General features: G+C 62.7%; 20 protein-coding genes and 1 riboswitch. Of the genes, 15 read left to right on the plus strand and 5 right to left on the minus strand.

Annotated elements, in window-relative coordinates; genetic code table 11:
- Positions 1 to 88 precede the first annotated feature (88 nt).
- The 8 genes from ligA (at position 89) to JOE65_RS06735 (ending at position 9,701) form a co-directional block, all read left to right on the plus strand.
- Complete coding sequence (gene ligA / locus JOE65_RS06700; protein ID WP_205162486.1) at positions 89 to 2,314, plus strand: NAD-dependent DNA ligase LigA; 2,226 nt, start codon at positions 89 to 91, stop codon at positions 2,312 to 2,314.
- A 64-nt stretch (positions 2,315 to 2,378) separates the two neighbouring features.
- Positions 2,379 to 2,876, plus strand: coding sequence for a GNAT family N-acetyltransferase (locus tag JOE65_RS06705; protein WP_205162487.1), 498 nt, complete (start codon positions 2,379 to 2,381; stop codon positions 2,874 to 2,876).
- A gap of 77 nt (positions 2,877 to 2,953) precedes the next feature.
- Complete coding sequence (gatC, locus tag JOE65_RS06710; RefSeq protein WP_205162488.1) at positions 2,954 to 3,250, plus strand: Asp-tRNA(Asn)/Glu-tRNA(Gln) amidotransferase subunit GatC; 297 nt, start codon at positions 2,954 to 2,956, stop codon at positions 3,248 to 3,250.
- Between the two features lie 4 nt (positions 3,251 to 3,254).
- The gene (gene gatA / locus JOE65_RS06715) at positions 3,255 to 4,793 is read left to right on the plus strand and encodes an Asp-tRNA(Asn)/Glu-tRNA(Gln) amidotransferase subunit GatA (protein WP_205162489.1); all 1,539 of its coding nucleotides are present in this window, start codon (positions 3,255 to 3,257) and stop codon (positions 4,791 to 4,793) included.
- Positions 4,790 to 6,292, plus strand: a complete 1,503-nt coding sequence (gene gatB / locus JOE65_RS06720) for an Asp-tRNA(Asn)/Glu-tRNA(Gln) amidotransferase subunit GatB (protein WP_205162490.1) — start codon at positions 4,790 to 4,792, stop codon at positions 6,290 to 6,292. Before gatA ends, gatB begins: the two co-directional genes overlap by 4 nt.
- Positions 6,293 to 6,372: 80 nt before the next feature.
- The gene (gene tdh / locus JOE65_RS06725; protein ID WP_205162491.1) at positions 6,373 to 7,419 is read left to right on the plus strand and encodes an L-threonine 3-dehydrogenase; all 1,047 of its coding nucleotides are present in this window, start codon (positions 6,373 to 6,375) and stop codon (positions 7,417 to 7,419) included.
- A gap of 9 nt (positions 7,420 to 7,428) precedes the next feature.
- Positions 7,429 to 8,625 carry a glycine C-acetyltransferase gene (locus JOE65_RS06730; protein ID WP_205162492.1) on the plus strand — a complete coding sequence of 399 codons (1,197 nt, stop codon included), beginning with the start codon at positions 7,429 to 7,431 and terminating at the stop codon, positions 8,623 to 8,625.
- Positions 8,626 to 8,654: 29 nt separating this feature from the next.
- The gene (locus JOE65_RS06735) at positions 8,655 to 9,701 is read left to right on the plus strand and encodes an NAD(P)/FAD-dependent oxidoreductase (RefSeq protein WP_205162493.1); all 1,047 of its coding nucleotides are present in this window, start codon (positions 8,655 to 8,657) and stop codon (positions 9,699 to 9,701) included.
- A gap of 51 nt (positions 9,702 to 9,752) precedes the next feature.
- Here the strand turns inward: JOE65_RS06735 and hutH are convergent, their stop codons facing one another.
- Positions 9,753 to 11,315 carry a histidine ammonia-lyase gene (gene hutH / locus JOE65_RS06740; protein WP_205162494.1) on the minus strand — a complete coding sequence of 521 codons (1,563 nt, stop codon included), beginning with the start codon at positions 11,313 to 11,315 and terminating at the stop codon, positions 9,753 to 9,755.
- A gap of 100 nt (positions 11,316 to 11,415) precedes the next feature.
- On the opposite strand from hutH, the gene JOE65_RS06745 reads away from it, so the two are divergent.
- The 6 genes from JOE65_RS06745 (at position 11,416) to JOE65_RS06770 (ending at position 18,643) form a co-directional block, all read left to right on the plus strand.
- Positions 11,416 to 12,093, plus strand: a complete 678-nt coding sequence (locus JOE65_RS06745) for an IclR family transcriptional regulator (protein WP_205162495.1) — start codon at positions 11,416 to 11,418, stop codon at positions 12,091 to 12,093.
- Between the two features lie 50 nt (positions 12,094 to 12,143).
- Complete coding sequence (gene hutU / locus JOE65_RS06750; RefSeq protein ID WP_205162496.1) at positions 12,144 to 13,832, plus strand: urocanate hydratase; 1,689 nt, start codon at positions 12,144 to 12,146, stop codon at positions 13,830 to 13,832.
- Positions 13,833 to 13,941: 109 nt separating this feature from the next.
- The gene (locus tag JOE65_RS06755) at positions 13,942 to 15,216 is read left to right on the plus strand and encodes an allantoate amidohydrolase (protein ID WP_205162497.1); all 1,275 of its coding nucleotides are present in this window, start codon (positions 13,942 to 13,944) and stop codon (positions 15,214 to 15,216) included.
- Complete coding sequence (locus JOE65_RS06760; RefSeq protein ID WP_338021567.1) at positions 15,213 to 16,625, plus strand: formimidoylglutamate deiminase; 1,413 nt, start codon at positions 15,213 to 15,215, stop codon at positions 16,623 to 16,625. The genes JOE65_RS06755 and JOE65_RS06760 overlap by 4 nt, the downstream gene beginning before the upstream one ends.
- On the plus strand, positions 16,622 to 17,836 hold the full coding sequence (hutI, locus tag JOE65_RS06765; protein ID WP_205162498.1) for an imidazolonepropionase: 1,215 nt from the start codon (positions 16,622 to 16,624) through the stop codon (positions 17,834 to 17,836). Before JOE65_RS06760 ends, hutI begins: the two co-directional genes overlap by 4 nt.
- 36 nt (positions 17,837 to 17,872) lie before the next feature.
- The gene (locus JOE65_RS06770) at positions 17,873 to 18,643 is read left to right on the plus strand and encodes a CPBP family intramembrane glutamic endopeptidase (RefSeq protein ID WP_205162499.1); all 771 of its coding nucleotides are present in this window, start codon (positions 17,873 to 17,875) and stop codon (positions 18,641 to 18,643) included.
- Positions 18,644 to 18,650: 7 nt separating this feature from the next.
- Here JOE65_RS06770 and JOE65_RS06775 read toward each other — a convergent pair whose 3' ends face one another.
- The 4 genes from JOE65_RS06775 to JOE65_RS06790 form a co-directional block, all read right to left on the minus strand.
- The gene (locus JOE65_RS06775; protein WP_205162500.1) at positions 18,651 to 20,303 is read right to left on the minus strand and encodes a SulP family inorganic anion transporter; all 1,653 of its coding nucleotides are present in this window, start codon (positions 20,301 to 20,303) and stop codon (positions 18,651 to 18,653) included.
- Complete coding sequence (locus tag JOE65_RS06780; RefSeq protein WP_239536644.1) at positions 20,300 to 20,695, minus strand: ArsR/SmtB family transcription factor; 396 nt, start codon at positions 20,693 to 20,695, stop codon at positions 20,300 to 20,302. The genes JOE65_RS06775 and JOE65_RS06780 overlap by 4 nt, the downstream gene beginning before the upstream one ends.
- Positions 20,696 to 20,763: 68 nt before the next feature.
- Positions 20,764 to 21,789, minus strand: a complete 1,026-nt coding sequence (locus JOE65_RS06785) for an alpha/beta hydrolase (protein ID WP_205162501.1) — start codon at positions 21,787 to 21,789, stop codon at positions 20,764 to 20,766.
- A gap of 57 nt (positions 21,790 to 21,846) precedes the next feature.
- On the minus strand, positions 21,847 to 22,488 hold the full coding sequence (locus tag JOE65_RS06790) for a VOC family protein (RefSeq protein WP_205162502.1): 642 nt from the start codon (positions 22,486 to 22,488) through the stop codon (positions 21,847 to 21,849).
- A gap of 122 nt (positions 22,489 to 22,610) precedes the next feature.
- Positions 22,611 to 22,744: riboswitch (SAM riboswitch) on the plus strand.
- A 56-nt stretch (positions 22,745 to 22,800) separates the two neighbouring features.
- Here JOE65_RS06790 and JOE65_RS06795 point away from each other — a divergent pair.
- Entirely contained in the window at positions 22,801 to 24,117 is a 1,317-nt protein-coding gene (locus JOE65_RS06795; protein WP_205162503.1) for a bifunctional o-acetylhomoserine/o-acetylserine sulfhydrylase, read from the plus strand.
- Positions 24,118 to 24,200 lie beyond the last annotated feature (83 nt).

A 24,200-nucleotide genomic window follows, 5' to 3' on the forward strand; every position in this document is an offset into this window, starting at 1 on the left:
TCGCGCAAGAATCAAAGTCCGGATCTCGTTCGCCCCAGGACGCCAACCTTAGGGACATAATGTCGACGGCATATAGCAAGATAGTCCTGTGACTAAAGTCAGGGACAACAGCAGCGAGAGTTCAGCCGGGGCCGACGTCGAGCTTCCCGCCGAGGATCAGCCGAGTGCTGACCTGCAGGCCGAGTATGCGGACCTTGTGGAGAATGTGCGGCGCTACAGGTTCGCGTACTACAACGAGGACTCGCCGCTGGTTGCCGACGCCGAGTTTGACCGGTTGTACCAGCGGCTTGAAGAGATCGAGGCGCAACACCTTGCACTTGTTGCCAATGACTCGCCGACCCGGGAGGTTGGCGGTGAAGTCTCAGTCGTGTTTTCGCCGGTAAAGCACCTGGCGCGGATGTATAGCCTGGAGGACGTCTTTTCGCTGGACGAGCTGAAAGCATGGGTTGACCGGGCACAGGCCAGCGTGGAGAACATACGCCCCGGGACGAAAGTTCACTGGCTCACCGAACTGAAAATCGACGGGCTGGCTGTGAACCTGCTTTACCGCGACGGCGTACTGGTCCGGGCGGCTACGAGGGGCGACGGCACCACGGGGGAGGACATTACCCACAACGTCCTCACGATCGACGGCGTGCCCCGCACCCTCAAGGGCAAGAATCTTCCCTCCGAGGTTGAGATCCGCGGTGAGGTGTTCATCCCGTCCGAGGAATTCATCAAGCTCAACGAGAGGATGCTGGCGGATGGCAAGCCGCCTTTCGCCAACCCGCGCAACTCGGCCGCGGGGTCCCTGCGTCAGAAAGACCCGGCGGTGACTGCGTCGCGCCCCTTGAGCGTCTACGTTCACGGCATCGGGGCACGCACAGGGCTCGACGCCGAAAGCCAGTCAGCTACGTACGCACTGCTGGAGCAATGGGGCCTGCCCATATCGCCGTATTTCAAAGTGTTGGAAAGCCACGAGGAGGTGCTCGATTTCATCTCTTACTACGGCGAGCATCGGCACGGCTTGCTGCACGAAATCGACGGCATCGTGGTCAAAGTGGACAGTTTTGACCTGCAGCGAGCGCTCGGCCACACATCGCGGGTTCCGCGCTGGTCCGTTGCCTACAAGTACCCTCCCGAGGAAGTGCACACCAAGCTGCTGGATATCCAGGTCAACGTGGGACGCACGGGACGTGTCACGCCGTTCGGATTATTGGAACCGATCAAGGTTGCTGGCTCCACGGTAGGAATGGCCACGCTGCACAACCAAGACGTGGTCAAGGCCAAGGGCGTGAAAATCGGCGACATCGTGGTCCTGCGGAAGGCGGGCGACGTCATCCCGGAAATTGTGGGTCCAGTCATGGCCCTGCGCGATCAGCAGGACCCGCCGGTCCGGGACTTCGTGATGCCCACCAATTGTCCGTCCTGCGGTACTCCGCTGGCGCCTTCTAAAGAAGGGGACGTGGACCTCCGGTGCCCGAACGCGCGTTCCTGTCCCTCCCAACTGCGCGAACGCGTGTTTCACCTGTCCGGGCGCGGAGGGTTCGACATTGAGGCCCTCGGGTGGGAAGCCGCCGTCGCACTTACCTCACCGGCAGAACCAGACGAGCCGCCCTTGACCACTGAAGCAGGACTGTTTGATCTCACCCCTGAGGATCTGGCGAACGTGCGTATTCTGCGCGATGTCAAAAAGAACGGTGAAGTTACCGGGCAGCAGCTCGTGCCCTACTTCTACAGCCGGGGAACGGAGAAAAAACCCTCAGAACCCAACGCCAACACCCGCAAACTGTTTCGGGAACTAGAGAAAGCCAAGGCCCAGCCGCTTTGGCGGGTTCTGGTCGCCCTCTCGATCCGACATGTCGGGCCGACGGCATCGCGCGCCCTCGCCGGGGCCTTCGGCTCCATGGACCGCATCCGTGCGGCGAGCGAGGAAGACCTGGCCAACGTCGACGGCGTCGGCTCCACCATCGCGGCGGCAGCCAGAGACTGGTTTGCCGAGGACTGGCATATCGAGATCCTGGACCGCTGGGCAGCCGCGGGTGTGCGGATGGAAGACGAGGTGGACGAGTCGACTCCCAAAACCCTGGAGGGCCTGACCATCGTCGTCACCGGGACATTGACCGATTTCAGCCGTGACGAAGCCAAAGAAGCCATCATCCGCCGCGGGGGTAAGGCATCGGGGTCTGTGTCCAAGAAAACAGACTATGTCGTCGCTGGCGAGAACGCAGGCACCAAACGGGACAAGGCCGAGCAGCTGGGCCTAAAGATTCTCGACGAGGATGACTTCCGCACGCTGCTGAAGAGCGGGCCTGTAAAATCGGCCGAGGACTAAGCGTCCGCAGCCCCAGCCTCATCCACCATCAGCCGGTTCACAAGCAACACGGAAGGGCACCACTATGTCCCTGACTATCCGCCCGGCCCGCGACGGCGACTATGACACGATCGGTCGCATCACTGTGGAGGCCTACCTTCACGGTGGCTACTTCGAAACCGCCGACCATCCCTACCTGCTGCAGATCCGAGACGCAGCGCATCGTGCTGAACACGCCCTCATCTGGGTAGCCGAACGCGGCAATCGCATCATCGCCTCCGTAACCCTGGCAAAGGCAGGGGAGCGCTACGCCGAGGTTGCCTATGAGGATGAACTTGAGTTTCGGATGCTCGTGGTGGATCCAGAAGTACAGCGCAGCGGGGCGGGCCGGGCACTGGTTGAGGCCATCTTGGGTCATGCCCGTGGACTCGAAGGTGTCAACGCCGTCAGCCTCTCCACGGGAAAGACCTGGGAGAGCGCTCACGCGCTGTACCGGGCGCTCAATTTCACCAGGGTCCCGGAACGTGACTGGAACGTCCCTGGCACCTCGATCGAGCTGGTCGTCTACCGCTACGCCGTCTAGCTGCTCCTGCCTCCGGGAAAACGGGAGCGAAGCCGTAGACTGGATACCGAAACCCAAACCATCTGCAGGGGAGTTGTATGTCTGCCATCGACCGTCAGGACGTCGCGCATCTGGCGCGGCTGGCCCATATTGAGATGAGTGCCGAAGAGCTGGAAAAAATGGCGGGGGAGCTCGGCGTCATCGTGGACGCCATCAAGTCCGTCAGCGAAGTTGCGGGCGAGGATATCCCGGCCACCTCACACCCCATTCCCCTGAATAACGTGTTCCGAGAAGACGTGGTGGGAGAAACCCTGACCGCAGAAGAGGCCCTCTCAGGAGCGCCCGATTCCGCCGACGGACGATTCAAGGTTCCCGCGATTCTGGATCAGGAGTAAACGCATGTCATCATCCAAACTCACGCGGCACACCGCCGCGGTCCTCGCTGAAAAGCTCGCGGCTGGAGAAGTCACCGCAGTCGAAGTGACCCAGGCCCACCTGGACCGCATCGCAGCCGTCGACGGTTCACTCAACGCCTTTCTGCACGTCAACACTGACGACGCGCTCGCCGTCGCCGCAGACGTTGACCGTGCCCGCGCCGCCGGGGAGGAACTGCACCCTCTGGCCGGTGTACCCATTGCTGTCAAGGACCTCATCGTCACCAAGGGCCAGCCCACCACCGCTGGGTCAAAGATGCTTGAAGGATGGATGAGCCCCTACGACGCAACCGTGGTCCGCAAGATCCGCGCTGCTCGCATGCCCATCCTCGGCAAGACCAATCTGGACGAATTCGCGATGGGTTCCTCCACGGAACACTCCGCTTTTGGTCCCACCCGCAACCCCTGGGACCTGGACCGCATCCCGGGTGGATCAGGTGGAGGTTCCGCGGCCGCCGTCGCCGCTTTCGAAGCACCACTGGCACTCGGCACTGATACCGGTGGCTCCATCCGCCAGCCTGGCGCTGTCACCGGAACCGTCGGCGTCAAGCCAACGTACGGCGGCGTCTCACGCTATGGCGCCATCGCCATGGCGTCGTCGCTCGATCAGATCGGCCCTGTTTCAAGGTCTGTTCTGGACTCCGCGCTGCTACAGGAAGTCATCGGCGGCCATGATCCGGCCGATTCAACCTCGCTCCAGGACCCAGTGGGAGAACTGGCTGAGGCAGCAAGGAACGGCAACGTCAACGGAATGAAGATTGGCGTTATCAAGGAACTACAGGGGGAGGGTTATCAGGAAGGTGTCCAGGCACGCTTCAACGAAACCCTGGACCTCCTGCGCGATGCCGGTGCGGAAATCGTGGAAGTATCCTGCCCCAGCTTCCAGTACGCCCTCGGCGCCTACTACCTGATCATGCCCTCGGAAGCGTCGTCGAACCTCGCCAAGTACGACGGCGTGCGGTTCGGCACGCGCGAACTGCCAGCAGATGGACCGCTCACCATTGAACGTGTCATGGCCGCGACCCGAGCAGCCGGGTTCGGTGAGGAAGTCAAGCGACGCATCATCCTGGGGACGTACGCCCTCAGCGCGGGCTACTACGACGCCTACTATGGCTCGGCGCAGAAGGTCCGCACTCTGATCCAGCGCGATTTCGATGCCGCCTTCGCTCAGGCAGACGTCCTCATTTCGCCCACTTCGCCCAACACGGCGTTCAAGCTGGGAGAGAAGCTGGACGATCCTCTGGCCATGTACCTCAATGACATCGCCACTATTCCGGCAAACCTTGCCGGTATTCCGGGCATCACCGTTCCGGGTGGCCTGTCCGAGGGGCTGCCGGTCGGCATCCAGTTCCTGGCACCTGCCCGAGAAGACGCACGCCTTTACCGCGCAGGAGCAGCGCTCGAAGCACTGCTCGAGAACACCTGGGGTGGGCCGCTGCTGAACCAGGCACCGCCGTTGCAGGAGCAGACTCCCGTCCAGACTTCCGGAGGTACACACTCATGACAGAACTGGTCCCCTTCGAGAAGGCCATAGAACAGTATGATCCAGTGCTCGGCTTCGAAGTCCATGTGGAGTTGAACACCAAAACCAAGATGTTCTCGGCAGCGCCCAACGCTTTCGGTGATGATCCCAACACCAACGTGACGCCGGTATGTCTTGGACTTCCCGGCGTCCTGCCCGTGGTGAACGGGACCGCGGTCGAGTATTCGATCCTCATCGGGCTCGCGCTCGGGTGCAAGATTGCCGAGTCCTGCACCTTTGCCCGCAAGCAGTACTTCTATCCGGATACGCCGAAGAACTTTCAGACGTCCCAGTACGAGGACCCGATTGCCTACGACGGTTCCATCGACATCGAGCTGGAAGACGGAACAGTTTTCACAGTAGAGATCGAACGCGCCCACATGGAGGAAGACGCAGGCAAGCTCACGCACATGGGTGGCGCCAGCGGCCGCATCCAGGGCGCGGATTTCTCCCTCGTGGACTACAACCGCTCCGGGGTTCCGCTAGTGGAGATCGTCACCAAACCCATTCAGGGCGTGGGAAACAGAGCTCCTGAACTGGCGAAGGCGTACGTCGCCGCTGTCCGCGAGATTGTGAAAAATCTCGGTGTCTCGGACGCACGGATGGAGCGCGGCAATGTGCGCTGCGACGCCAACGTGTCGCTGCGGCCTTACGGTCAGGAGAAGTTCGGAACGCGAACCGAGACCAAGAACGTCAACTCGCTGCGCGCCGTGGACCACGCGGTCCGGTCCGAAATCGAGCGGCAGGCCGGCCTCCTCAACGCAGGGCTGACCATTACTCAGGAAACCCGTCACTGGCACGAGGACACCCGGACCACCACATCCGGACGTCCCAAGTCCGACGCCGATGATTACCGGTACTTCCCAGAACCTGACCTGGTGCCCATGGTCACTACCACCGAGTGGATCGAGGAACTGCGCAGCCGTCTGCCGGAGCCTCCAGCCGAACACCGCAAGCGGTTGAAGTCCGAGTGGGGTTATTCGGATGCCGAGTTCCGCGACGTCGTCAACGCTGGCGTTCTTGAAGCCCTCGGTGAAACTATTGCCGCCGGTGTTTCACCGTCTGTGGCGCGTAAGTGGTGGATGGGCGAAATCTCCCGCCGTGCCAAGGTAGCCGACGTCGATCCCGTAGATGCTGGGGTGACTCCAGCAATGATCGTGGAGATCAACGCGCTCATCGAGGCGGGCAAGATCAACGACAAGCTCTCCCGCGAAGTTCTCGACGGCGTTCTTGCCGGCGAAGGCTCGCCCGCAGAGGTTGTCGAGCAGCGTGGACTGGCTGTCGTGTCCGACGACGGACCGCTCCTTGAAGCGATCGACGCCGCACTGGCAGCTCAGCCCGAGGTTGCTGACAAGATCCGTGGCGGCAAAGTTCAGGCCGTTGGGGCAATTGTGGGTGGTGTCATGAAGGCCACCCGTGGTCAGGCAGACGCCGGTCGCGTCCGGGAGCTGATCCTGGAGCGCCTCGACGTCAACGCCTAGTCGGCCGACGTCGGCTCTTTACTACAGTTGGTGGATAACGGCCGCGGCATCCCGGGGCCCAGTGCGGAAGGAACACTGCAGTGAAAGCACTCTACAAATCCGGGGCACACCCCGGCTTCGAGTTGGTAGACCGTCCCACACCGCAACCCGGTTTCGGTGACGTGTTGATCAGAGTCATGACCACCGGCATCTGTGGAACGGACCTTCACATCCAGTCCTGGGATTCATGGGCGCAGGGCATGATCGAGGCTCCACTGATTCCCGGGCACGAGTTCTACGGCGAAGTGTTGGAGCTCGGCGAGGGCGTGCACGATGTCAAAGTCGGTGACAGGGTCTCTGGCGAAGGGCATATTGTCTGCGGCACCTGCCGTAACTGCCGTGCCGGGCGCCGCCAGATGTGCATCCGCACAGTGTCGGTCGGAGTCCAGCGCGACGGCGCCTTCGCTGAATACGTGACCATCCCGGAAACAAATGTGTGGGTGCATCACGACGCTGGTATCACCCCCGAACTCGGTGCCATCTTCGATCCGTTCGGCAACGCTGTACATACGGCGTTGAGTTTTCCGTTGGTGGGCGAGGACGTCCTCATCACCGGAGCCGGGCCAATTGGACTGATGGCGATCGCCGTCGCCCGCCACGCTGGTGCCCGCCACATTGCGATCACCGACGTATCGGCTCCTCGACTGGAACTCGCCAGAAGCCTCGGCGTGGATCTGGCCATCGACGTCTCGAAAACCAGAGTGCGCGAAGCGCAGCAGCACCTGGGCATGCTGGAAGGGTTCGACGTCGGCATGGAAATGTCCGGTCATCCCACCGCGCTGCCCGAGATGATCGAGAACATGAACCATGGCGGGCAGATTGCGATGCTCGGTCTGCCCAGTGATGACATCACCATTGACTGGGCCAAGGTCGTCACCCACATGCTCACCCTCAAGGGTATTTACGGCCGCGAAATGTATGAGACCTGGTACGCCATGAGCGCCATGCTGCAGTCGAACAAGGAGCTGCACCGGTCAATTTCCAGCATCATCACCGATAAGCTGCCCGCCACTCGGTGGGAAGAAGGGTTCGACGCCGCGCGTTCGGGCTCAGGCGGCAAAGTTGTCCTCGACTGGACTGAAATCTAAGGAGTTTCCATGTACAGCAGCATGAAGGAACAGCTCAGTGCAGAGCTGGACGACATCAAATCTGCCGGCCTGTTCAAGCATGAACGCCGCATCGACTCACCGCAGTCCAACCGCATCACGGCTGGCGCGCTGGGGCAGGAGGGAAAGTCTGTCCTGAACTTCTGCGCCAACAATTACCTCGGCCTGGCGGACCACCCAGATATCATTGCGACGGCCAAGACAGCTCTGGATGAGCGCGGATTCGGCATGGCGTCGGTACGGTTCATCTGCGGCACGCAGGATCTGCACCTGGAGCTGGAGAAGCGAGTCTCGACGTTCCTGGGAACCGAGGACACCATCCTGTTCTCGTCCTGCTTTGATGCCAACGGCGGTGTTTTTGAGTCGCTGTTCACGGCCGAGGACGCCGTCATCTCTGACGCGCTGAACCACGCGTCCATCATTGATGGGATCCGTCTGTGCAAGGCCCGTCGCCTGCGGTACGCCAACCGCGACATGGCAGAACTTGAAGCACGGCTGCGGGAAGCATCAGATGCGCGTCGGCGGGTCATCGTCACCGACGGAGTGTTCTCCATGGACGGTTTCCTCGCCCCGTTGGAGGCAATCTGCGATCTTGCCGAGAAATACGATGCCCTCGTCATGGTGGATGATTCCCACGCCGTGGGCTTCATGGGAGACACCGGCGCTGGAACGCCGGAACATGCTGGGGTGTCGGACCGCATCGACATCTACACCGGAACCTTTGGTAAGGCCCTTGGCGGTGCATCGGGCGGCTACGTCGCCGGACATGCCGAGATCGTCGCCATGCTTCGGCAGCGTGCACGGCCGTACCTGTTCTCGAACTCCCTGGCACCGGCGATCGTCGCGGCAACGCTGAAGGCTCTGGACCTCGTGGAAAACAGCGCCGACCTCCGAGCCACGCTATTCGAGAATGCTGCCCTGTTCCGTCGTCGTATGGCAGAGGAAGGTTTTGACCTGCTCGACGGCGAACACGCCATCGTCCCGGTGATGTTCGGCGATGCCGCCCTTGCGGGGAAAATGGCGGACCAGATGCTCGAACGCGGCGTCTATGTCACCGCGTTCAGCTACCCGGTGGTGCCGAAGGAACAGGCCCGCATTCGGGTTCAGCTCTCCGCCGCGCACAACGCCGAGGATGTCGAAGCCTGCGTGCGAGCGTTCGTTGATTCACGGGCTGCTGTAGCCAACTGAGGCCACGGGCGTAACTGTACGATGGCGTCATGGCTATGAACTGTGATGTCCTCATTGTCGGTGGTGGGATTGCCGGGTTGTCGCTCGCGTCGGAGCTGGCGTCGTCTTGCAGCGTTGTGCTCGTGGAAGCGGAGCAGCGGCTTGGCTATCACACGTCGTCACGTTCGGCCCGGCAGCTGATTCCCAGTTATGGTCCCGCGGTGGTGCAGAAACTGACCCGACGGACGCTGGAGCTCCTTGATGCCCAGCTTCCGGAGGTGCTGAAACCCCGCAGTTTCATGTTGGTCGGAACGCACGACGACGTCGCAGGGCGTTTCAGCGACGACATGGAGTGGCTCAGCCACGCTGAGGCGCTGGAACTCGGCCCGCAGCTGCGCGGTGAGAGTTTTGAAGCTGCCGGCATCGACCGTTCGGCGGTGGGGGTGGATACCGATGCGCTCCTTGAATATCACCGTCGACGTGCGAGCGACGCTGGGGCGCAGATTTTCACCGGTGCTGGCGTCCACACTGCTCAGCAGCTGGGTGCCGGTTGGAGCATCGGCGCAGGCTCCCATGCGTTTGAGGCGAGAATAGTGGTGAATGCCGCTGGTGCTTGGGCGGACAGTCTGGCCGTCATTGCCGGTGTCGGAATTCAGGGCCTGCGTCCGTATCGCAGGAGCGCCGCCGTCGTCCGTGCCGAGAACCTACCCGACGACGGCGCCCCCATGGTGGCGGCCGCGGATGAGAGCTTCTACTTCCGGCGTGAAGGTGACGATTTGCTGATTTCTCCGGCCGAGTCCGTCCCCAGTGTCCCTGAGGACGCGCAACCGAACGTGGCAGAGATTCAGGCGCTCATCACCAGGATCAATGCCCTGACCACTCTGGGGATCACCACCGTACAGCGCGCCTGGACCGGTCTGCGGACTCAGAATGCTTCGGGCGTCCCCGTGGTCGGGTTCGATCCTGAGGCGCAGGGCTTCTTCTGGCTCGCAGGTCAGGGTGGTTATGGCTTCCAGACATCGTCGGGCATTGCCGAACTTGCCGCTGGCATCATCTCGGGAAACACAGACGCGGTTCCTGAGCTGCAGCCTTCCTGACCTCACCGCCACACCCCACCTCGCTCAGCCCCAAATGGGACATCTCTGCCTCTAGGCCACAGAGGATCTCAATGCCGATTCCGCGGCAGTCAGCAGCGAACCGTTGTCCACCAGCACGCGGACGGCTTCGATCTCGGGCGCCAGGTAACGGTCCGTTGCCGGGCCCTCGACCACCTTGCGGATCTCCCGCCGAACCGCGGTGATGGCAACGGCGCTCTGGGACGTTTCCACGCCGCCGTCGCGCATGTCCAGCGCACGGGCGTTGGTCAGCAGTTCGATGGCGAGTACCCGCGTCAGTCCGTCGATGGCCTTGCGCAGTTTCAGACCAGCCGACCAGCCCATGGACACGTGGTCCTCCTGCATGGCCGAGCTGGGGATGGAGTCCACGGACGCCGGGTTGGCCAGACGTTTCAGCTCGGAGACAATGCCGGCCTGGGTGTACTGAGCAATCATGTGGCCGGAGTCCACACCTGGATCGTCGGCGAGGAACGCGTTCAGGCCGTGGTTACGGGAGTGGTCCAGGAAACGGTCGGTGCGGCGTTCGCTCATGGAGGCCACATCGGCGACGGCGATGGCCAGGAAGTCGAGGGCGTAACCCACTGGGGCGCCGTGGAAGTTGCCGTTGGATTCAACGCGGCCGTCCACCATGACCACGGGATTGTCGATGGCAGAACCGAGTTCAATGCTCGCAACGGACTCCACGTGGGCCAGTGTTGAGCGGGCTGCCCCGTGGACCTGGGGCGCGCAGCGCAGCGAGTAGGCGTCCTGGACGCGGGTGAAGGCGTGGTCCCCAGTTTTTTGTGCTTCAATGAGCGGCGATCCGGCCAGAATATTGCGGATGTTAGCCGCTGAGGTGATCTGTCCCGGGTGGGGGCGCAGAGCGTGAATGTCCTGGGCGAAGACTGCATCCGTGCCGAGCAGCCCCTCAACGCTCATGGCGGCCGAGAGGTCTGCGGTGCGAAGAAGCTTGTGCAGGTCCGCGGAGGCCAGAATCAGCATCCCCAGCATGCCGTCAGTGCCGTTGATCAGCGCCAGGCCTTCCTTTTCGCGCAGTTCTACCGGCTCGAGACCGGCGGCGGCTAGGGCATCGGCGGCCGGGACCAGCTCTCCGGCAGAGTTGCGGACTTCGCCCTCGCCCATCATCGCCAACGCGCAATGCGAGAGGGGAGCAAGATCGCCTGAGCAGCCCAGGGAACCGTATTCGCCAACCACGGGAGTGATGCCCGCGTTGAGCATCGCGGCATAGGTCTGTGCCACGAGGGTCCGGATGCCGGTGCGGCCGGTTGCCATGGTGGAGAGGCGGTTGAGCATGAGGCCGCGGACCACTTCGCGATCCACCTCGGCCCCGGACGACGCCGCATGGCTGCGGATCAGTGAGCGCTGCAGTTGAGAGCGCAGTTCCACGGGAATGTGTTTGGTGGCCAGAGCGCCAAAGCCGGTGGACACACCGTAGTGCGGCTTGTCGTCATTGACGAGCGCATCGATGGTGGCCCGCGAGTCTTCCATGGCCTTCAACGAGTCAGCGCTGAGTTCCAGCTGCGCTCCGTTACGGGCAATAGCAACGACCTCCTCGGGGGCTAGCGGGCCAGTGCCGACGGTAATTTTCTGTTCCATGGAGACCTCGTTCTGTCGATGGTGTTGCCAAGTGGTGAAAAGCGCGTTTCAATAAGTGAAATACAAATCAACCCGGTATGCAAGACCGAAAGGCGTGGATATGGCCCAGGCTGCCTCACGGACAGACACGTCGACCCGCACTGTGGAACGCGCGCTGGCACTGCTCGGCGTCGTCTGTGACGGTGGCGCAGTCTCCCTGACGGATGCCTCCCGCGAAGCCGGTCTTTCCACCTCCACTGCGCTGAGACTGCTGCGCACCATGGAAGCGTCCGGATTCGTTCGCAAGGACGACGACGGCTACCGGCCTGGAATGCGCATCGTCCAGCTAGGTGCCCTGGCGCTCAGTAACGAATCCCTCGTGCCACTGGCCGCAGAGTCGATGAAACGGCTCGTGGCACAAACCGGCGAGTCGGCGTACCTGAACGTACCGGCGTCGGGCGGTCCGGACTCAGGGCACGGGATTTACATTGCAGTTCAGGAGGGGACACATTCGGTCCGGCACACCAGCTGGGTGGGCCGGAGCATCGAACTCCGCGGCACCGCTGCTGGTCAAGTCCTCCATGGACAGACTCCGTCTGCCGGCTACGTGGTGGTCAGCAACGGTGTTGAACCGGACGTCACGGCGGTTGCAGCACCCGTTCTGGTGGGGGGCCAGGTGGTCGCAGCACTGAGCGTTGTGGCCCCCAGCTACCGGATTTCCGACGACGAAGCGCACCGTATCGGCGCACTGGTCGCAGCGGAGGCAGAAACCATTCTTTCCACCCGGCCGGCTGCCTGAACGGTCAGCGCCAGCATCGCTCACGACACATCATCGAACAAGGAGACACCTTGACTTTCACCCAGCACGATCCCTCCCGTAGCATCCGGGCAGCCCGGGGGACCAAACTCACTGCGAAGTCATGGCAGACCGAGGCACCCATGCGGATGCTCATGAACAACCTGGACCCGGAGGTCGCCGAGCGTCCCGAGGATCTGGTGGTCTACGGCGGGACAGGCCGAGCAGCGCGCAGCTGGGAGGCGTTCGACGCGATCGTCAAGACGCTGGAAACCCTCGCCGACGACGAGACGCTGCTGGTGCAGTCCGGCAAGCCCGTCGGCGTGTTTCGGACCCACGAATGGGCACCGCGTGTCCTCATCGCCAACTCGAATCTGGTGGGGGACTGGGCCAACTGGCCGGAATTCCGCAAGCTCGAAGCTGAAGGCCTGATGATGTACGGGCAGATGACCGCCGGTTCGTGGATCTACATCGGTACGCAGGGCATCCTGCAGGGCACGTTTGAAACGTTCGCCGCCATTGCGCGCAAACTGTTCAACGACGAGAACGCAACCCTCGCCGGCACACTGACCTTGACCGGTGGTTGTGGCGGGATGGGTGGCGCCCAGCCGTTGGCCGTAACCCTCAACGGCGGAGCCGTGCTGATTGTCGACGTCGACGAGGCACGCCTCCGTCGTCGGGCCAGTAAGCGCTACCTGGATGAGGTCGAGACGGACCTCGACGCCGCCATCGCCAAGGTCAAGGCAGTCAAGAAGGAAAAGCGTGCGCTCTCAGTGGGGCTAGTGGGTAACGCCGCCGAGGTCTTTGAGGAGTTGCTCCGCCGGCATCGCGCAGGTGAGGTCACCTTCGATATCGTCACCGACCAGACATCCGCGCACGATCCGCTGAGCTACCTACCCACCGAGTTCGCCCTGGATCAGTGGGACGCCGAGGCGAAGGGTGATCCCGAGGGCTTCACCAAGAAAGCCCGCGAATCAATGGCACGCCAGGTACAGGCCATGGTGGAGTTCCAGGACGCTGGAGCGGAGGTGTTCGACTACGGAAACTCCATCCGTGACGAGGCGCGCCACGGTGGCTACGCTCGAGCATTCGAGTTCCCCGGCTTCGTCCCGGCCTACATTCGCCCGCTGTTCTGCGAGGGTATGGGCCCTTTCCGCTGGGTTGCACTCTCCGGTGACCCCAAGGATATTGAGGTCACCGATCAGGCCATCAAGGAGCTCTTTCCGGAGAACAAGCACCTGCACCGCTGGATCAACGCGGCCGCAGAGCACGTGGAGTTCGAAGGCCTGCCTGCACGTATTTGCTGGCTCGGCTACGGCGACCGTGCCAAAGCCGGTGTGCTGTTCAACCAGTTGGTGGCCGACGGACAGGTCTCCGCGCCCCTCGTTATCGGACGCGACCACCTGGACTCCGGCTCCGTGGCCTCCCCGTATCGCGAGACCGAATCCATGGCGGACGGCTCGGACGCCATCGCCGACTGGCCCATGCTGAACGCCATGCTCAACACGGCCTCCGGAGCAACCTGGGTCTCGCTGCATCACGGTGGCGGCGTCGGCATCGGGCGCTCCATCCACGCCGGTCAGGTATCTGTGGCCGATGGCACGGACCTCGCCGCGCAGAAACTCGAACGGCTACTCACCAACGACCCGGGAACGGGCGTCATCCGCCACGTCGACGCCGGCTATGAGCGGGCATCCGACGTCGCAGCCGAACGCGGCGTCCGTATCCCCATGACGGAGTAGCTGTGCCCCAGCCGCACCCTTCCGACGCGTCCGCAGTTGTGGTTGGAATAGGGCCAAGAACCGTGCTATTGCAACAATTTCTGCGTACGGGTCTCACAAAGGAGTAACTATGAACACCGTGAACACGCTTCTGGCCGCGATCCAGGGCACCGGCCGTGACGAGCGCCGCGGCGGCTACACGCGCCCCGTCTACTCGAGCGCCGAACTGGACCTCCGCGAGTGGTTCACCGCCGAGGCGCAGCAGCGCGGGCTCGGCGTTGAACAGGACCGCAACGGCATTCTCTGGGCCTGGTGGGACATGCCCGACGACGGCCGCCCCCGCGTGCAAGCACGTCGAGGCGCGCTCGTCACCGGTTCACACCTGGACTCCGTCCCGGGCGGCGGGGCGTTCGATGGTCCCCTCGGAGTTGCCAGCGCGCTCGCCGCAGTGGACGTCCTCCAGACCCGCGAGAAAGAGGGCAGCCTGCAGCGAAACCGGGCGCTCGCCGTCGCAGTGTTCCCAGAGGAGGAAGGGTCTCGGTTCGGCGTTGCCTGCCTGGGATCACGGCTGCTGGCAGGAGCGATCGAACCGGCGAGGGCACTGTCTCTGCGTGACGCTGAGGGCAACACGTTCGCCGACGTCGCCCGCGCCAACGGGCTGAACCCGGACCTCATGGGACGCGACGAGGCAACACTGGCCACGATCGGCGATTTCGTCGAACTCCACGTGGAGCAGGGCCGCGGCCTGAACACCAAGGAGTTCACCGACCATGCCGGACGTGGGCCAGCCGTCGCCGTCGCCGGTTCCATCCTCGGTCACGGCCGCTGGCGATTCAGTATTTCTGGACAAGGCAACCACGCCGGCACCACGCTGATGGCAGACCGCGCCGATCCCATGGTGGCCGCCGCCCAGCTGGTGCTTGCCGTGCGCAAGACCGCTGCCGCGAAAGTCGATGCCCGGGCCACCATTGGCCGGCTCGAACCGCTGCCGGGCGGCACCAACGTCATCGCTTCCAGCGTGGATCTGTGGATGGACGTCCGCCACCCCGACGACGCCGTCACCGCAGCTCTGGTGGAGTCCATTCATGGGCAGTCTCAGAAGATCGCCGCCATGGAGGGCTGCACGGTCCGGTTGACCGAGGAATCGTACTCGGGCACGGTCCATTTCGACCCTGCCCTTCAGCGTTCTCTGGAACGGTCCACGGCCCGGACGGTTCCCCGTGCTCCGGTGCTGGCCACCGGTGCGGGGCACGATGCCGGTGTGTTGGCCGCCAGCGTCCCCACGGGAATGTTGTTTGTCCGGAACCCCTCCGGCATCAGCCACTCGCCCGAGGAGTATGTGGAGGACGATGACGCCCAGCTCGGCGTCGACGCCCTCGTTGACGCGCTGCAGGACCTGCTGTGACGACTAGCGGTTCGGCGGGTGTGCATTTTTCTCTCTGGTGCGAGCAGGGCTGGGTTGATGGGGCGGTCGTCGATAAGGTCCGTCTCACAGTGGACGACGCCGGACTAGTCACCACTGTTGAAACCGGGGTGGAGGCAGCCGATTCCGATACCCAACTGCACGGCGTGACGTTCCCCGCAGCGTCGAACGCCCACTCCCACGCCTTTCACCGGATTCTGCGCGGCCGGACGCACAACTTGGGCGTCGGTAGTTTCTGGACCTGGCGTGAACAGATGTATCAGGCGGCCGGCGCCCTGACTCCTGAGCTGTATGAGGAACTGGCCACCGCCGTTTTTGCCGAGATGGTGGTGACCGGGTGGACCTCGGTTGCTGAGTTCCACTATGTTCACCACCGCCCGGACGGGACGCCGTACGACAACGAGCACGCCATGGAGCGCGCCCTCGCCCGGGCCGCCGTTGCCTCCGGGATCCGGCTGACGCTGCTGGACACCTGCTACCTGGCAGGCGGATTCGACACGCCTCTCAATGAGCAGCAGATCCGCTTCGGCGACGAAAACGTCCACGCCTGGCTGGACCGTCTGACATCCCTGCGGGCAGCGTTCGCAGCCGAGTTCGATCCGGCGCAGGTCAGCGTCGGAGCTGCCCTGCATTCCGTACGCGGCGTTCCGGAAGCGGACCTGGCAATGATCGGCAACGCCCTCCCACCGGAGATTCCCCTGCACATCCACCTTTCCGAACAGCCTGCCGAAAACGAAGCCTGCCTTCAATCGACCGGCCTCACCCCGACCATGCTGTTGAAGAAACATGGGCTCACCAGCCGGCGGTTGTCCGCGGTTCACGCCACCCACCTCACCGCTGAAGACATCCACACCCTCGGATCAGCCGGTGCCACCGTGGTCATGTGCCCCACCACCGAAGCGGACCTCGCAGACGGCATCGGCCCGGCCGCCCGCCTCCGCGCCGCGGGGGCAACCATCGCGCTCGGGACGGACCAGCACGCCGTCGTCGACCCCTGGCTCGAAATGCGGGCCCTCGAGTACGGCGAGCGCCTCAGCTCGGGGGAGCGAGGCCACTTCACGCCGGCGGATCTTCATCACGCAGCGTCCGACGCCGGTTCCCACGCACAATCCCGGCCCGCACCGGGGCTGGCGGTCGGGAAGGTCTGCGATCTGATGAGCGTGAACCCCTTGACCATCCGGACGGCGGGTTCGCAGCCTGCCCAGTTGGCCTTTTGTGCCACCGCCCAGGATGTCCATACAGTCGTCGTCGGCGGCCGAATTCGGGCCCGCAACGGGCAGCATGCCACCCTCGGCGATCCGGCCGCGCTGCTTGCCCAGGCCGTCAACGCCGTCGACCACTCCGTACACCGCACCGCCGTACACCGCTCCGCAACGGAAGGCCATCGATGACCAGTACGATCATCACCAACATTGCCGAACTGATGACCCAGGACCTGGAACACAACGTCCTGAACAACGCCGCCGTCGTCCTGGAGGGCGAACGTATTTCCTGGATCGGGCCCGCAGCGCAGGCACCGGCAACAGACGAGCAAGTCGACGCCGGCGGCCGCGCAGTCCTGCCCGGCTGGGTTGATTCGCATACCCACCTGGTCTTCGCCGGCGACCGTACCGCCGAATTCGAGGCCCGCATGGCGGGGGAGTCCTACGCCGCAGGCGGAATCGCCGGCACCACTGAAGCAACCCGTGAGGCCTCGGACTACGACCTGACCCGGCTATTGCTGGGGCGCGTCGCCGAAGCAGCCTCCGGCGGAACCACCTACCTCGAAACGAAAACCGGGTACGGCCTGGATGTAGACCACGAAACCCGCAGCGCGCGCATCGCCGCCGGCGTCGTCGATCAGGTGACGTACCTCGGAGCGCACCTGGTACCGGCAGGTATGGACGCCGAGGACTACACAGACCTGGTGTGCGGACCAATGCTCGACGCCGTCCGCCCCCACGTCCAGTGGGCCGATGTCTTCTGCGAACGAGGCGCCTTCACCGAAGAACAATCCCGACGGGTTCTCACGGCCTGCCGCGACGTCGGACTGGGCCTGCGGGTCCACGGTAATCAGCTGGGCGAAGGTCCGGGGGTGCGCCTCGCCGTCGAGTTCGCGGCCGCCAGCGTTGACCACGTGAACTACCTGGACGATGCCGACGTCCAAGCGCTTGTCGGAAGCTGGACAGCCTGGGATAGCGCCGCCGGTTCCGGGAAACCTGGCACCGTAGCCACCTGTTTGCCTGCCTGTGATTTGTCCACGCGCCAGCCACTGGCTCCGGGGCGGCGACTACTGGATGCCGGCGTACAGATTGCCCTGGCGTCGAACTGCAATCCGGGGACCTCCTACACATCCTCGATGAACTACTGTGTCACCACGGCGGTGCTCCAGATGGGACTCAGCGTGCATGAAGCTGTGCGGGCAGCCACCTACGGCGGCGCGCTGGCGCTCCACCGGCAGGCCGGGGACGACGCCGATGGCCAGCGCGCCGTTGGTTCCCTCGCCGTCGGACATCGGGCAGATCTGCACATGCTCAACGCACCATCGGCCACGCATCTGGCGTACCGGCCGGGGATGCCCTTGACCCACGCGGTCTGGCGGGCCGGCGAGCGCATCGTTTAGCGGCCGGATGTCGTCGCGCGATGGCAGGATGTAGGAATGGATTCAGAGCGCATCACTGACGGGCGCGGGCGCAGCCGATTAAAGATTGAGATCTTCATAGTTCTTGGGCTTTCACTGGGGCAGTCTGCCGTCTACTCAATCGTTAAATTGCTGGACAAGCTCTCGCGTGCGCCGTTGAAGGGACAAACCACCACGCTGAATCCTGTGCTCAATGACCGTCAGTGGTTCGATCTCACCTACCAATTGTTGGACATTGCTTTCGCGCTGGTTCCCGTAGCCCTAGTGTTGCTGCTGTTGTCCCAGCATGGGGAAAATGCATTTCGACGTATCGGATTCACATTTCGCCGCCCCGGCGTCGACTTTGGTCTGGGATTCGGGTTGGCGGCCGTCATCGGCGTCGGGACCCTTGGCGTCTACGCGGCTGGTCGGGCCTTGGGGCTGACGACGGCGATTGTGCCGGCTGCCCTTGATGCGTTCTGGTGGACTGTACCGGTGTTGATGCTGTCCGCGCTGCGCCATGCCATCTTGGAGGAAGTCATTATGGTGGGATATTTGTTTGATCGGCTTCGCGCACTCGGGTGGAACATCTGGTCCATCATTGTCCTCAGTGCAGTCATCCGAGGGAGCTATCACCTGTATCAGGGAATCGGTCCTTTTTTTGGAAACCTGCTCATGGGCATCATCTTCGGGTGGTTCTACACCAAGGTGAAGCGCGTCATGCCCTTTGTTATTGCGCACGCGTTTCTCGATATTGCAGGTTTTGTGGGCTTTGCCCTGTTCGGGGCGGCTATCGGCATCGGTAGCTAGGACCCGGCTAGTTGTGCTGAGCGGAGGTGCCCCGGTTCCGCACAACGTGGCTGCGCGCATGTTCGACGGCCGGTTCCAATGCGGTAAAGAGGTGCTTGCGGTGGCGAAGGGACTCAAGGACGCCGACCTTGGTGACCAGGCGCAGGTGACGGTCCTGGACGCCCTTGACGAGCACGGTGATTCCGCGGCGCTCGAGTGTGTTCACGATATCAGCGATGACCCTTGCACCCGTCGCGTCCAGGGACTGCAGTTGGGACATCCGGAGGATCACCACCTCCACGTTGCGTATTTCGCTGACTCTTTCCAGCACGCGCTCAGCAGCCGCGAAGAAGAGTGCGCCGTCAAGGCGGAAGACTGCTATGCGAGAGTCCCCGTCCTGGCCTGGGCCGGAGATCTCTTCGCGGTGGACTCCGCTGGACTTCACCAGCGCCCGCAGAGCAAAGAACGCCGCCACCAGGACGCCGATACCCACTGCCTGGATCAAATCAAAGGAGACGGTGATGACCGCGGTCACGACCAGGACTACGGTGTCACCGCGGGTGGAACCCAACACGCTCCGCAGGGCTGGAAACGAGACCATCCGCACGGCAGTCACCATCAGGACACCCGCCAGTGCGGCCAGCGGAATGCGTGATACAGGGCCGGTTGCCAAATAAACCACGACGAGGAGAACAAGAGCGTGGGTGATGGCCGCAAGCCTGGTGCGTCCACCTGAACGGATGTTTACTGCGGTGCGGGCGATCGCTCCGGTGGCAGGCATACCGCCAAAGAACCCAGCCGCTACTGATGCCAAGCCCTGACCAAAGAGTTCACGGTCTGCGTCGTAGGGCCCGGTGTCCGAGATCGAGGCAGCAACGCGTGCCGAGAGCAGTGATTCGATGGCGGCCAGCGCGGCGATGGTTGCCGCCGGGCCTGCCAGGGTGATGATCAATGTCCCATCCCACCCGGGCGCTGTTGGCATCGGCAGAGAATCGGGCAGGGCGCCGATTCTCGCAACGGGCATAGCCAGTACCTCTGCCATGACGCTGGCGATGACGATAGCAACAATAGATCCGGGAATTCGAGAATGGATCCTCGGAGCAATGATCATGATGACGGCAACGACTGTGACCAGGACAAGTGCCGCCAACCACTCAGTCACGGAGGACATACGCATGGCTTGGACGGCGGAGACCGCGGCGTTACTGCTGGGGCCAGCGTTCTGGCCAATCGCTGCCGGAACTTGCTGCAGAAAGATGATGATGGCGATTCCCAGAGTGAATCCCTCAATGACCGGCCACGGCAAGAAAGACACCACTCGGCCTAACTTCAGCACTCCTGCCGCGACCACCATCAAGCCCGCCAGAATACTCACCACCGCCAATGCCTCAATTCCATGGATGGCAATGACCGGCCCCAGCACGACAACCATCGCTCCGGTGGGCCCCGAAACCTGAATATGGGAGCCACCAAAGATAGCGGCGACCAATCCCGCTACGACGGCGGTAATGAGACCGCTCGCAGCACCTGCCCCGGAGCTGACGCCGAAGGCCAAGGCCAAGGGCAAGGCGACTATTCCTACAGTGAGGCCAGCAGTGAGATCACCTCTCCACGTGCGAGGTACCTGAGCGTAGTCTTGGCCGCTTGGCAGCAGTGATTGGACGGCAGACAGGAATCTCACTCTGAGCCGCCGGCCCCGGGGGATTGGCCGAGTGCCGCTGAGTACTCAAGGTCGTTCTTGGTGGTGTGAAGCATTTCCTCGAGGAGCCCTCGGGCAACGGCCAACAATTCGGCAACTTGGGGGCTGGCTAATGAGTAGAACTGTTGGAGTCCTCGTCGGTCAGACTTCACCAGGTGGTAGCGGCGAAGTACCGACAGGTGCTGTGACAAGTGCGAGGCTTCCATCCCTGTCGCGGATAAGAGATCAGAAACCGCTACTTCCGGAGCGGCAGAGAGTAGTTCCAACACGCGGATCCGAACTGGATGGGCGAGCCCTTTGAAAAGGTTTGCTTTCACCTCGTATAGTGGCGCCCGAAAATCGGCAAACCCGTTCACTGCGGGCATTTGATCCATCGACAGCTCATTCCTCTACTTGACTACTTGATACATCTATCATTTAGTCTAGCAGTGGAGTGGAAACTTCACGGACTCGTGGCGCTGGCAATCTGTACTGGTCGCCCACCGTACCCATTGAGCCATCGCTCAATCTGAGCGTAGGCTTCCTGTCGCACCGAGTCTTCGGACAAGAAAATGTCATGCATAGCGTTCTTTATTCGCACGATGGTAACGGTATCTCCAAGAGACAGGGCCCGGTGTGCCACAGCATGGACGTTCAGAGCCACGTCAGCCCGGGTTGCTGACTCGGACCATCGGGGTTGTAGATAGTCCTTATCAGATAGCATCACCAGTACCGGGCAATCGATGGACAAGCCGGTTGCGACCGCTGCTTGTGCTTGAAAGATGGCGTTGAGAAATGCCGGCGTGACGGCGAATCCGCGCGCTGGACGCCACTGCTCGTTATAGGTCCAAGTACCCTCAAACCCAGACGATACAGCTCTCGAGTAAATGCCAGGGTCAATGGCCGGAAGCGGTGCCAACGGATTGAACCTGGCGCGCAACTGAACAAGCGGAGCGATGGCGCGCCGGCCCAATTCGGCGCCCTGGAATTCCAGCCACGGACTGTTCAAGACGAGAGCTGAGGCAAGGCCCGGATTCCGGTGCGCCCACCAGCTCAGAGTGAGACCGCCCGCAGAGTGCCCCATCAGGATCAGTGGACGTTCAGTGCCGTCAAGGGTGCCCGAAGTCGAATCGTTGTTCGGTTCGACGGCGATAACGTCAAGTGCTGCCTGGATGTCGTCGTCGTACTCGATCAGATCAGCAACGTAGCCCGGGGTCTGGCCAACACGCAGGCTTCGGCCATAGCAGTGTAGATCAACCGCGTAGAACCGCGCGCCGTGTCGGTGCCAGAACCGCGCGAGGTTGGCCTGAAAGAAGTAATCCGACCAGCCGTGGATGTACAAGATGTTAGACCCCGCCGCAGCCATGTCGATGACTGGCTCCGCCGAGGGCCGGTACCGCACCAGTGTTGCAGGCCCTGTCTCGGTGAGGGGGAGGGTGAGCTGCTCAAAGTCTTTGCCCAGCCCATCGGGCTTCCACTGTTCGTCCATTACCGGACACCCTATCCCTGGTACCGTCAGCCGCGATGACCGGCGCTGCCGGGACGATTAGATGACGACGGTGCCCGTGGCGGTCTTGAACTCCACACTCATGATTCCCGGCGTCCCATTGGGCGCGGTCCACTTGACGTCAACGTCATCCAGCAGGGTTTCAACGGGGTTTCCGAGCCAGTCGGCCACGCGATCGGCGGAACCGGCAATCGTGAGGGCATCGAGCTCTACCTCGGACGCGAAGGCGTTTGAGGGATGTAGGCCGTCAACACCGTCGTCCCAGCGGAGCATGTAAGGCACCTGTGGGTCAGCGATGAGCCCCTTGATCCCTATCTGCTGCCAAGTCAGTTCCTGTCCGTCGGGAAATTTCCGGTTTCCGGGGACAGAGGCACGGCCGAGCCGCTCTTCGAAGGGGGCAAGGTCATCCACCGCAACGCACCAGCCCATCCATCCGCCACCGGATTCCGAACGCGCCCGCACTGCCTGGCCAAAAGGGGCCTTGTCCGACGCGGGGTGGTCGAGCACTTCAACAACCTCAAGGTACTGATGGTTGTTGAGCGGAAAAATGATGTTGCGTGTTCCGAATCTCGGGTGGATGCCTCCCTTCACGAACTCCATGCCGAGGGAGGCAGAAAGGCGTTCGGCTGTGGCCATCAGGCCGTCGGGTTCGCAGGCATAAGAAACATGGTCGAGGCGCATGGCTTTAGTTTGGCACTTTGTGATGTGCGTCTCGACTAAGGTGACCCTAAGTTGCCCTCGTAGAAAAGTCATGGACCGTCACATTCTTGCCGCGTTCGTCGTCGTCGGCCAATGTAATAGCAGGTCATGAGCGCCAGCGAAGGTTTCTCCAGAAACCGCCTGCCCCGGCTTGCTGGCCGGCAACCCTCCAACCGCGGTGGGGTGCCCCGGGTGAAGACCAGGCTCCGCATCAACTGATGCGGTGCAAGCGCAGGTCACAGACGCGAAACCGGTCATCCGTTCCGTCCGTGCACCCCAGTCACAGGGAGCACCATGTCCAATAATTGGTCGTTTGAAACCCGTCAGATCCATGCTGGCCAGACACTAGACGCCGTCACCGGTGCACGTGCACTGCCGATCTATCAGACAACGTCGTTCGTTTTCCCCAGCGCCAAGAGTGCCGGAGACCGTTTTGCCCTAGCCGAGCTTGAGCCGATCTATACGAGGATCGGGAATCCCACCCAAGAAGCAGTCGAGAACCGCATCGCCGATCTGGAAGCCGGAGTCGGTGCCTTGCTGCTGGCTTCTGGACAGGCAGCAACCACGTTCTCCGTCCTGAACATCGCGGAGGCTGGAGACCACATAGTGGCGAGCCCGAGCCTGTACGGAGGAACGCACAACCTGTTCAAGAACACGCTGCGAAAGTTCGGGATTGAGGCAACGTTCGTAGATGACCCAGACAATCTGGAGCAGTGGCGTGCAGCGGTGAGGACCAACACCAAGTTGTTCTTTGGTGAAAGCATCTCGAACCCGCGTCAGGACGTTCTGGATATCGAGGGCGTCAGCACCGTTGCCCACGAGGCGGGCGTGCCGCTCATTGTGGACAACACGCTCGCAACCCCGTACCTGATCAGGCCTATCGAATGGGGTGCTGACATCGTTGTGCACTCCGCCACCAAGTACCTCGGCGGTCACGGTACAGCCATCGCCGGCGTCATCGTGGATTCGGGCAACTTCGATTTCGCGGCAGAACCGGAACGATTCCCCTCATTCAACACACCGGATGAGAGCTATGCCGGCCTGGTCTTCGCACGGGACCTCGGCGTCGGCTCTGAGCTGGGTGCCAACCTTGCCTACATCCTCAAAGCACGCGTGCAGCTCCTGCGCGATCTGGGCTCCGCAGTGTCGCCCTTCAACGCGTTCCTGATCGCGCAGGGCCTGGAGACGCTCAGCCTGCGGATGGATCGGCATGTCGAAAACGCCGAAGCCGTTGCCGCCTGGCTGGAAACGCACGACGCCGTCGAAAGGGTCGCCTACGCTGGCATCCCGTCCAGCCCCTGGTACGAGCGGGGGCGTAAATACAGCGGTAAAGGTGCCGGCGCCATCGTGTCGTTCGATATCCGCGGTGGCTTAGAAGCTGGTCAGCGGTTCGTTGACGGTCTCGAACTCCATTCGCATGTGGCGAACGTGGGCGATGTCCGTTCGCTGGTGATCCATCCGGCGTCGACGACGCACCGCCAACTCAGCGCCGACGAGCAGTTGGCAGCAGGCGTCCGTCCAGGCCTGGTTCGCCTCTCGGTTGGTCTGGAACACCTCGATGACATCCTCGCGGACCTGGATGCCGGATTCCGGGCGGCCAAGGGCCTCTAGCCCACCACGAGCAAGGAGTAGCCTTGACCATTTTTCCAGCTGTCCAGGACACCGCCGGCTGCTTCGCTGCCCCCGGTGACGGC

Source organism: Arthrobacter roseus (assembly GCF_016907875.1).
Lineage (GTDB): Bacteria > Actinomycetota > Actinomycetes > Actinomycetales > Micrococcaceae > Arthrobacter_J > Arthrobacter_J roseus.